11 protein-coding genes are annotated in these 9,538 nt (G+C 71.1%); 9 read left to right on the top strand and 2 right to left on the bottom strand.

The features are described 5' to 3' along the window. The 7 genes from WML84_RS09815 to WML84_RS09845 all read left to right on the top strand — a co-directional run. Nucleotides 1-488 (top strand): AIR synthase-related protein (locus WML84_RS09815; protein WP_347345963.1); only part of this gene is annotated, 488 nt, incomplete at its 5' end. 311 nt (nucleotides 489-799) lie between these two features. Further along, complete coding sequence (locus tag WML84_RS09820; protein ID WP_347345964.1) at nucleotides 800-934, top strand: hypothetical protein; 135 nt, start codon at nucleotides 800-802, stop codon at nucleotides 932-934. A 49-nt stretch (nucleotides 935-983) separates the two neighbouring features. Then, nucleotides 984-2,093, top strand: a complete 1,110-nt coding sequence (locus WML84_RS09825) for a hypothetical protein (protein ID WP_347345965.1) — start codon at nucleotides 984-986, stop codon at nucleotides 2,091-2,093. Nucleotides 2,094-2,444: 351 nt separating this feature from the next. Beyond that, nucleotides 2,445-3,236 carry a hypothetical protein gene (locus WML84_RS09830; protein WP_347345966.1) on the top strand — a complete coding sequence of 264 codons (792 nt, stop codon included), beginning with the start codon at nucleotides 2,445-2,447 and terminating at the stop codon, nucleotides 3,234-3,236. A gap of 184 nt (nucleotides 3,237-3,420) precedes the next feature. Beyond that, nucleotides 3,421-3,810 (top strand): GntR family transcriptional regulator, encoded by a 390-nt coding sequence (locus tag WML84_RS09835; protein ID WP_347345967.1) that lies wholly within the window; start codon nucleotides 3,421-3,423, stop codon nucleotides 3,808-3,810. Further along, entirely contained in the window at nucleotides 3,807-4,712 is a 906-nt protein-coding gene (locus WML84_RS09840; RefSeq protein ID WP_347345968.1) for an ABC transporter ATP-binding protein, read from the top strand. The genes WML84_RS09835 and WML84_RS09840 overlap by 4 nt, the downstream gene beginning before the upstream one ends. Further along, nucleotides 4,709-5,404 carry a hypothetical protein gene (locus WML84_RS09845; RefSeq protein ID WP_347345969.1) on the top strand — a complete coding sequence of 232 codons (696 nt, stop codon included), beginning with the start codon at nucleotides 4,709-4,711 and terminating at the stop codon, nucleotides 5,402-5,404. The genes WML84_RS09840 and WML84_RS09845 overlap by 4 nt, the downstream gene beginning before the upstream one ends. A gap of 144 nt (nucleotides 5,405-5,548) precedes the next feature. On the opposite strand, the gene WML84_RS09850 is transcribed toward WML84_RS09845, so the two are convergent. Beyond that, complete coding sequence (locus WML84_RS09850) at nucleotides 5,549-5,839, bottom strand: chorismate mutase (protein ID WP_347345970.1); 291 nt, start codon at nucleotides 5,837-5,839, stop codon at nucleotides 5,549-5,551. A gap of 85 nt (nucleotides 5,840-5,924) precedes the next feature. Between WML84_RS09850 and WML84_RS09855 the strand changes: the two genes are divergently transcribed. Continuing rightward, nucleotides 5,925-7,079, top strand: a complete 1,155-nt coding sequence (locus WML84_RS09855; RefSeq protein WP_347345971.1) for an AI-2E family transporter — start codon at nucleotides 5,925-5,927, stop codon at nucleotides 7,077-7,079. A gap of 84 nt (nucleotides 7,080-7,163) precedes the next feature. On the opposite strand, the gene WML84_RS09860 is transcribed toward WML84_RS09855, so the two are convergent. Then, entirely contained in the window at nucleotides 7,164-8,450 is a 1,287-nt protein-coding gene (locus WML84_RS09860; RefSeq protein WP_347345972.1) for an adenylosuccinate synthase, read from the bottom strand. Nucleotides 8,451-8,612: 162 nt separating this feature from the next. Here WML84_RS09860 and WML84_RS09865 point away from each other — a divergent pair, with 162 nt between their 5' ends. After that, nucleotides 8,613-9,335 carry a Pr6Pr family membrane protein gene (locus WML84_RS09865; RefSeq protein WP_347345973.1) on the top strand — a complete coding sequence of 241 codons (723 nt, stop codon included), beginning with the start codon at nucleotides 8,613-8,615 and terminating at the stop codon, nucleotides 9,333-9,335. Nucleotides 9,336-9,538 lie beyond the last annotated feature (203 nt).

The following is a 9,538-nucleotide window of genomic DNA, read 5'->3' on the forward strand; positions in this document are numbered from 1 at the left end:
GGGCCGGCACCGTGCACGGCCACCTCGGCGGCCGCCCGCCGGCCGTCGACCTCGCGAACGAGAAGCGGCTCGCACAGCTGATCCACGCGGCATCCCAGCAGTCGCTCGTCTCGAGCGCCCATGACCTCTCTGCCGGCGGACTCGGCCAGGCGCTCGCCGAGGGCGTGCTGCGCTTCGGCGTCGGCGCCCGCGTGTGGCTGCGCGAGATCATGGAGCGCGACGGGGTGGATGCCGCGACCGCCCTGTTCTCGGAGTCCACCGGCCGCGTCATCGTGACCGTGCCGCGCGAGGAGGACGTCAAGTTCCGGGGCCTCTGCGAGGGGCGTGGCTACCCGGTGCTCCGGATCGGCGTCACCGACCGGCCCGCGAACGAGGAGCCTTCGCTCCAGGTGCAGGACGTGTTCACGATGCCGCTGTCGGAGCTGCGCGCCCTCTCGACCACGACGCTCCCCGCCGTGTTCGGCGCCACCGTCGCCGAGCCCGTTTGACCCCGGCCTGACCGGCGAGAGGCCGTCATACCGAACCTGGCGCGGATCGCCGCCCGACCCGTTCCACACGACCATTCGGGCCAGGCCAGCGGATGCCGAGCACACCTGGCGCAGATCGTCGCGCAGGGCAGCTGACGCGACCATACGCGCCAGGTGAACGAGGCCCGTCACGCCGCACCTGGCCCATTCCGTCGCCCGACCCGTCAGACGCGACCATACGCGCCACGTCAACGCAGGGCGGCTGCCGCCGCCAGGCGCCCCAGCCCGACCTCGCCGGAGGCCGTCTCGAGCCGCCACCGTAGGATTGAGGCATGACGGATCAGGACGAGTACGCAGGCTACGCCGACGCCCGCACGCGACGCACCAAGATCATCGCGTGGGTCGTGATCGCCTCGCTGATCCTCGTCGGCGGCGGCGCGACGGTCCTCGCCCTGCTGTTCGGCTGACCCTGCCGACTCTCGGCCGGCACCCGGTGCCGCCGGATACGATGGCCGCGTGGATCCGCTCTGGGCAATGCTCACCGAGTGGTGGTGGATCGGACCGGCCGCGGTCGGCGTCGGCACCCTCGGGGTGATCGGTCTGCGCCGTTCACGGGACGGATGGCATGCGCGTCGGCTCGGCTACGACGCGGCTCGGCATGCACTGCGCGCCGCCCAGTCGCACCTCACGTCGTCGCGCATCGCGGTGCGGATGGCCCGCGCAGAGCTCGCGCGCGCGCAGGCGGAGCGCACGGCATCCCGCGCCACGTCGGCCGACGTGTCCACCGCACGCCAGCGTCTGCAGATCGCCCAGCGCGACACGAAGGCCGCCGCCGCCACGGTCCGCGTGTGGCGCACGCGCGTGAGCGCCGAGCGGGCCGTGCTGCCGCACGGCGGCGACCCCGACACGTTCCCGCTCGCCCGCCTGATGGCCGTGCACGACGCGATCACGGCGCGCTGGATGGAGTACGAGACCGACCCGGCGAAGCTCATCGCCTTCCCGACCATGAGCGACGGCCGCGTGCCCGCGGTCGCCGCATACCTCTCCGCCTATCGCGATGCGCAGCAGCTGCGCCCCGCGTCACCGCGCGAGCGGATCACGCCGGCGCAGTTCGCCGAGTACCGCGAGGCCGTCGCACGACAGGAGGCGGCGTTCGCCGTCGCCGAGCAGGAGGCGTGGCGGCAGGCGCGCGCGACCGGAGCGATCCCGCCGGATCCGGCGCCGGCATCGTGGACCGTCGTCGCCCAGACGATCATGACCCGCTCCGCGGAGGCGCTCGCGCGCGCCACCGAGGCCGCGACGAGCGCCTCCGGCAGGCGCGACGGTGCGCCGACGACGGATGCCGGGACTCCGCCCGCCCCGGCTCGCGCTCGGTCCGCGCGCTCGGCCGGACCGACGGATGCCGCTCCTGCGGGCGCGCCGGCCACTGGGTCTCCGTCAGCCGCGCCGCCGCGGTCCACCGCCGCCGGCACGGACTCCGGCTCACCCGGGACGGCGAACACGACGCCGACCACGACGCCGGGCGACGCCGCGCGACCGACGCCACGGCATCCATCGACGACCCCGCCGCCTGCCGTGTGGCCGGTCCCCTCCCGCACCGATCGCCGCCCTCGCCCTGAGCCGTAGCCGCTGCGCAGGGAGCCCGTCGTCCCCCGGGCTCAGGGGTCACTGCAGCATCTGGTCTCTGATACCGGCAGAACCTGCCGCCTGAACGGTGAGGGCCGAGGGGTGCTCTCGGGGAAAGCTGGCATCGGCCTTGGCGGGCGACGCACCGAAGGGGTGTCGCGTCGCCGCCGGAATGTCAGGGCGGAGGGATGCTCGTCTCAGGACAATCGGGGTGCCGCGAAGCGGCGGGGCCCCCGCTCTTGTCCTGAGACGAGCATCCCGGAGCCCGGTAGCCCCTTCAAGCCCGCAGCCCGACCCCGGAGCCCGACCACGCGGCCAGACCGCCGCGACACGGCGACTACCATGGCACCCGTGGATCAGTTCTGGATCTTCGCCGGGCACTACTGGTGGCTGGTCTTCCCGCTCGCGGCCGGCGTCGGGGGTCTCGTCACGCGCTGGGACAGCCTCGCCGGACGCCGCCACCGCCGCCGTCTCGAGATCCTGAAGGCCAAGGCCGAGCTGCGTGCCGCGAACCTCCAGCCCGTGGCGACGATGTCGGAGCCGAAGCCCATCACGCGCCCCTCGCCGATCCCGACGCAGCTCGAGCAGCTCTTCAAGGCGCACGACGCGGTGACCGCGCGCTGGCTCGACTACGAGCTCGACGTCGCGAAGCTCATCGCCTACCCCGCCATGAGCGACGGGCGCCAGCCGCTCACGGCGGCGTTCCTGCGGGCGCGCAAGGTCGCCGACGGTCTGCGTCCCGCCTCGACGGACGCGAGGATCACCGCAGAAGACCTCGCCGAGTACCGCACCGCCGTCACCGACTACGAGGTCGCGTTCGACCTCGCCGAGCGCGAGGCGCGCCGCCTCAAGGACTCGAACTTCACCGAGGTCGAGCGCAAGCGCCTCGACACCGCCAAGCACCTGATCACGGTCGCCGTCGACGAGGCCGCGACGCCCGCGGAGCGCCAGCTCGCCTACAAGCGGGTCCGCGACGAGCTCGACGGCCTGCTCGCCATCTCGGACGAGGCGCTCGTCATCCTCGAGGAGAAGGTCGCCCTCCCGCTCACCGCGCGTCCGTCGCGACCGGATGCCGCGGCCTCCGCGCCCGGCGACGACACCCGCGACGCCGGCGGAACGGCATCCGACCCCCGCCGCGACTGAGCCCGCACCGCCGACAGGGTCGCGCCGGGGTCTCGAGGCCGCGCACCTGCACCGCGCCGCGGAACCCCCACGCTGTGCTGCTTCACGCCCTCATCCGGAAAGCCGGTGCACAGGGACTTGACATGCGCGCAGAACCGTTGCATGGTTAGTTAGTCAAGTAAGTAACCAGTACACGGAGGCCGATGTGATCGACGAAGGCCGAGCGCTCTTCCTGCAGATCGCGGAGAGCATCGAGGACGCGATCATCGACGGCAGCCTGGCCGAGGACTCCCAGGCGCCGTCGACGAACGAGCTCGCCGCCTTCTACCGCATCAACCCGGCCACCGCAGCGAAAGGGATCGCCATGCTCACCGACAAGGGTGTGCTGTACAAGCGTCGCGGCATCGGCATGTTCGTCGCCCCCGGCGCACGCGACGTGCTGCGCGGCGAGCGCCGGGCGGCCTTCGTCGACCGCTATCTCGTGCCGCTCGTCGCCGAGGCGCGCACGCTCGGACTCTCCACCGACGACCTCACCGCGCTCCTGCGGGAGCAGGTCGAGGCATCCACCATCCGACCGGAAGGAGCACCGCGATGACCACCGTGATCGAGGTGAACGGCCTCACGAAGCGCTACAAGGACACGCTCGCGGCCGACGACGTCACCTTCTCCATCGAGGAGAACACCATCTACGGACTGCTCGGCCGCAACGGCGCCGGCAAGACCACCGTCATGTCGATCCTCACGGCGCAGAACTTCGCCACGAGCGGCCAGGTCCGCGTGTTCGGCGAGGATCCGTACGAGAACGCCCGCGTGCTCGGCCGCATGTGCTTCGTGCGCGAGAGCCAGAAGTACCCCGACGACGCGACCCCGCGGCACGCGCTGCGGATGGCGCGGCTGTTCTTCCCGCACTGGAACCAGGAGCTCGCCGACCGCCTGGTCGCCGACTTCCAGCTGCCGATGCGCAAGCGCATCAAGAAGCTCTCGCGCGGGCAGCTGTCGGCGGTCGGGGTCATCATCGGCCTCGCCTGCCGCGCCGAGATCACGTTCTTCGACGAGCCGTACCTGGGCCTCGACGCCGTCGCGCGGCAGATCTTCTACGACCGGCTGCTCGAGGACTACGCGGAGCACCCGCGCACGATCATCCTCTCCAGCCACCTGATCGACGAGGTCTCGAACCTCATCGAGCGGGTCCTCGTGATCGACCAGGGGCGCATCATCATGGACGAGGAGACGGATGCCGTCCGCGGCCGCGCCGCGACCATCGTCGGCGACGCCGCCACGGTCGACGCCTTCGTCGCCGGCCGCGAGGTGCTGCACCGCGAGACGCTCGGGCGCGTGGCATCCGTCACCGTGCTCGGCGCGCTCAGCGCCGACGACCACCGCCGGCTGGCCGAGGCGGGACTCGACGTCGCCCCGGTCTCGCTTCAGCAGCTGATCGTCCGCCTCACCCAACGCGCCGGCGACCCGGCGCCCTCCACCGAAGGAGCACTCCGATGAGCCGCACACTCAACGTCGTCCGCATGCAGCTGGTCAACCGCCAGACGTTCATCTGGATCCCGCTCATCATCCTCGGCGGCGCGGTCGTGCTCAGCATCGCGATCTACGCGATCCTCGCCGGCGCGGGCATCGACGCGGTCAAGGCCGGGGGCGCCGCATCCGCACCGCTGTGGTACTTCATGGCGCTGGGCATCGGGGCGCTCACGTTCACGTTCCCGTTCTCGCAGGCCATGAGCGTGACGCGGCGCGAGTTCTTCCTCGGCACGCTGCTCACCGCGGGCGCGGCGTCGGCCCTCCTCGCGATCCTGTTCGTGATCGGGGGGCTCATCGAGCAGGCGACGAACGGCTGGGGCCTGAACGGCTACATCTTCTACCTGACGTGGACGTGGGAGGCGGGGCCGCTCGGCGCGGGCGTCGCCTACTTCTCGGCCGCGATGCTGCTGTTCGTCGCCGGGTTCTTCTTCGCGACCGTCTACAAGCGGTTCGGTCCGCTGGGCCTCACGATCGTGCTGGTCGGCCTCTCGGTGCTCCTCGTGGGGCTCGTCTGGGTCTTCTCGTGGGCCACGGCGTGGACGAGCGTCTTCATGTGGGTCATGACGCAGGGCGCGCTCGGCCTCGGCCTGTGGGGCCTTCTGGTGACCGCCGCGGTCGCGGGGGTCTCGTACCTCGTCCTGCGTCGCGCGACGCCCTGAGCCGCATCCGTCAGACCTCCCGTCTGCGACGCCTCGCATCGAGCGCGTTGCGGCCGGGAGGTCTCGCGCATGCCGCGGTGGCGCGGAGCGCGCTGCGGTCCGGTGCGGCGTTGCGAACCCTGCGACGCCGCACGGGCGGCGGGGTCAGTGCTGCTCGGCGGCGGCGGTGTGGTGCCGGATGACCTCGGCCACCACGAAGTTGAACCACTTCTCGGCGAACTCCGGGTCGAGATCCGCCTCGATCGCCAGCCGGCGCAGGCGCGCGATCTGCTGCTCCTCGCGAGAGGGGTCGGATGCCGGCATCCCGTGCTTCGCCTTCAGCACGCCGACCTGCTTCGTGCAGCGGAAGCGCTCGGCGAGCAGGAAGATCAGCGCGGCGTCGATGTTGTCGATGCTGCCGCGGAACTCCCGCAGCTGGTCCGTGGCGTCCGTCATGGTTCCTCCCCGCCCCGAGACTACTCGTTCCGCGAGGGTGAGGCGGACAGGCGCCGCGCGCACGCCGCGTCCTAAAGTGTGAGGCATGAGACTCCGCAAGAGCGCCCGCCCACGCGTCGAGCCCGTGGTGACGACCGGGGAGACCGACCCGCCGACGACCGACCCGGTCGAGGCACCGGCGGCACGCACGTTCTGGGCCAACCTCAACCGCCCTTTCGCGATCGGGTTCGCCCTGACCCTGGGTGCGCTGGTCGCCATCACGCTGGGGCTCGCGGTCACCAACCTCATCACGATCATCATCTACGTCGTGTTCGCGCTGTTCGCCGCGCTCGGGCTCGACCCGGTCGTCCGCCGTATCGAGAAGCACCAGGTCTCGCGCACCTGGGGGATCGTGATCGTCTACTTCGGGTTCCTGATCGCCCTCGTCGCGGTGCTCTGGCTGATCATCCCGACCGTCGTGACTCAGATCGCGCAGTTCATCCGCGACATCCCGGGAATGGTCTCGGACTTCCAGAAGACCGACCTCTACAGCTGGGGCGTCGCCCAGTTCGGCGACCAGGTGCCGCAGCTGGTCGCCGACGTGCAGAAGTTCCTGACCGACCCCGCCAACATCGCGCTGATCGGCGGCGGCGTCGTGCAGGTCGGCGTCTCGATCGCGACGACGATCTCGGGACTGCTCATCGTCATCGTGCTGAGCCTGTACTTCGTCGCCACGCTGCCGCAGATGAAGCAGGCCCTGTACCGGCTCGCGCCGGCCCGCAACCGCGAGTTCATCGCGGGCATCACGGAGGAGATCACCGACTCGGTCGGTGGCTACCTGCAGGGGATGATCGTCCTCGCCTTCGCCAACTCGGTCATCGCGTTCATCCTGTTCCTGAGCCTGCAGCTCCCGTTCCCGCTGCTGATGGCGGTGGTCGCGTTCCTGATCACGATCATCCCGCTCGTCGGCACCGTGCTGTTCTGGATCATCGGCTCGTCCGTGGCGCTGTTCAGCAGCCCGACCGCCGCGCTCATCTTCGCAGCGGCCTACCTCGTGTACATGCAGCTGGAGGCATACGTCCTGACGCCGCGAGTCATGAACAAGGCGATCTCGGTGCCCGGCTCGCTCGTCGTGATCGGCGCGCTCGTCGGCGGCACGCTCATGGGCCTCCTCGGAGCGCTCGTGGCGATCCCGGTGACCGCATCCGTCCTGCTGATCATCAAGAAGGTCGTGATCCCCAAGCAGGACGCGAAGGTGTAGCGCACCGGCATCCCGCTCACGCCCCTCGCGGGCGCGGCGGGCGCGGCAAGCGACGCGCGGGCGCGGCGGGCGACGCGGCGGCGGTCAGTCGACGAGGTCGTGGCGCACGATCACCGCGTCGCGGGCGGCGCCGACGCCGATCACCGAGATGCGCGTGCCGCTCATCGCCTCGAGCGCGAGCACGTACTCGCGCGCTGCACGGGGCAGCTCGTCGAACGTGCGCGCGCCGGAGATGTCCTCCGACCAGCCCTCGTAGTACTCGAGGATCGGCTTCGCATGGTGGAAGTCGGACTGGCTGACCGGCACCTCCTCGACGCGAGTGCCCTCGACGTCGTACGCGACGCACACCGGGATGCGCTCGAGCCCGGTGAGGATGTCGAGCTTGGTCAGCACGAGGTCGGTGATGCCGTTGATCCGCGTCGCGTACCGCGTGATGGGCGCGTCGTACCAGCCCACGCGGCGCGGGCGCCCGGTCGTGGTGCCGAACTCGAAGCCGCGGCTGCGCAGCCAGTCGCCCTGCTCGTCGTGCAGCTCGGTCGGGAACGGACCCGATCCGACGCGCGTCGTGTAGGCCTTGACGATGCCGACGATGCGGTCCAGCCGGTTCGGACCGACGCCCGAGCCGGTCGAGGCGCCGCCGGCCGTCGCCGACGACGACGTCACGAACGGGTAGGTGCCGTGGTCGACGTCGAGCATGGTCGCCTGACCGCCCTCGAACACGACGACGTCGCCGGCGTCGAGCGCCTCGTTCAGCAGCAGCGACGTGTCGGCGACCATCGGGCGCAGCCGCTCGGCGTAGAGGAGCAGGTCCTCCACGATCTCGTCGACCGTGATCGCGCGGCGGTTGAAGACCTTGACGAGCAGGTGGTTCTTCTGGTCGAGGGCCCCCTCGACCTTCTGCCGCAGGATGTTCTCGTCGAACAGGTCCTGCACGCGGATGCCGACGCGGTTGATCTTGTCGGCGTAGGTCGGGCCGATCCCGCGCCCGGTCGTGCCGATCATGCGCTTGCCGAGGAAGCGCTCGGTCACGCGGTCGAGCGTGCGGTGGTACTGGGTGATGACGTGCGCGCTCGAGCTGACCCGCAGGCGCGACGTGTCGACACCGCGGGCGGCGAGCGCCCCGAGCTCCGAGAACAGCACCTCGAGGTCGATCACGACGCCGTTGCCGATCACCGCGTTGACGCCGGGGGTGAGGATGCCGGAGGGCAGCAGGTGCAGGGCGTACTTCTCGTCGCCGATGACGACGGTGTGGCCCGCGTTGTTGCCGCCGTTGAACTTGACGACCCAGTCGGTCCGCTCGCCGAGGAGGTCGGTGGCCTTCCCCTTGCCCTCGTCGCCCCACTGGACGCCGACGATCACGATTCCTGGCATGGCCACTCCCTTGTTCAGCGCGGGGGATTACGCCTCAGCCTATCGGAGCGGGCGTGTCGCGCCGTCGAGGCGCAGACCTCCGCGGCCGAACCGGCCGGGACGGTGCCGTCCCGTCGAGCGTCGCCCACGGCATCCGGCTTGCGGCCCGGATAGTGTGTGCGCATGTCAGCCTCTCGCGCGCTGTCCCCGACCTGGCCGTTCCTGCGTGCCGCCGCGGCCGCGCTCACGTTCGCCGCGATCGGCGCGCAGCTCGCGCGGACGGTGGGCAACGCCCTCGAGAGCACGACTCCGCACGGCTCGCACGTGCCCACGGTGGTGGCGAACTTCCTCAGCTTCTTCACGATCCAGTCGAACCTCGCGGCCGCGATCGTGCTCGCGATCGGCGCCGCCTGGGCGTGGACGAGGGGCCGGGATGCCGCGACCGAGCCGCGCTGGCTCGCGACTCTGCTCGCGTGCGCGACGACGTACATGATCGTGACCGGCGTGGTCTACAACCTGCTGCTGCGGGACGTGGAGCTGCCGCAGGGGACGACCGTGCCGTGGTCGAACGAGGTGCTGCACGTCGTCACGCCGGTGTTCCTGCTGCTCGACCTGCTGCTGGCCCCGAAGCGGCGAGCGCTGCCCTGGTCGACCGTGCTGGTCGTGGTGGTCTATCCGATCGTCTGGGTCGGCTACACGCTCGTGCGCGGTCCGCTCGTGATCGCCCCGGGAACCGGCGACCCGTGGTGGTATCCGTACCCGTTCCTCGATCCGCACGGCCCCGGCGGCATCCCGAGCGTCGTGCTCTACGTGGTGGCGATCGCGGCGACGATCCTGCTGGTCGCGGCGCTGGTCGTCCGCGTCGGCCGCGCCCGCGCGTCGGTGTCGAGCTCAACGCATTCGTAGACACCGCTCACCGCGGGTCACTGCCCAAGCTGCCGCTCACTGCGCTGCAGCGCAGTGGGTCGGCGGGAGGACAGTGACTCGTGCGGGGCCTAGACCTCCGGGCGGAAGCGGATCGGGAACCGGACTGCTCCCGTGTTGCCCGAGACGGGCAGCCATTCGCCCGGTCCGTCGGGCTCGGCGCCCGGCATCCGCTGCGCCAGGAG

Source organism: Microbacterium sp., from assembly GCF_039812165.1.
Classification (GTDB): domain Bacteria; phylum Actinomycetota; class Actinomycetes; order Actinomycetales; family Microbacteriaceae; genus Microbacterium.

Excerpts from the sequence above, each read along its gene's own strand:
- WML84_RS09860 (WP_347345972.1), bottom strand. The coding sequence starts at position 8,450 with ATGCCAGGAATCGTGATCGTCGGCGTCCAGTGGGGCGACGAGGGCAAG.
- WML84_RS09820 (WP_347345964.1), top strand. The coding sequence starts at position 800 with ATGACGGATCAGGACGAGTACGCAGGCTACGCCGACGCCCGCACGCGA.
- WML84_RS09855 (WP_347345971.1), top strand. The coding sequence starts at position 5,925 with ATGAGACTCCGCAAGAGCGCCCGCCCACGCGTCGAGCCCGTGGTGACG.
- WML84_RS09850 (WP_347345970.1), bottom strand. The coding sequence starts at position 5,839 with ATGACGGACGCCACGGACCAGCTGCGGGAGTTCCGCGGCAGCATCGAC.
- WML84_RS09865 (WP_347345973.1), top strand. The coding sequence starts at position 8,613 with ATGTCAGCCTCTCGCGCGCTGTCCCCGACCTGGCCGTTCCTGCGTGCC.
- WML84_RS09845 (WP_347345969.1), top strand. The coding sequence starts at position 4,709 with ATGAGCCGCACACTCAACGTCGTCCGCATGCAGCTGGTCAACCGCCAG.
- WML84_RS09840 (WP_347345968.1), top strand. The coding sequence starts at position 3,807 with ATGACCACCGTGATCGAGGTGAACGGCCTCACGAAGCGCTACAAGGAC.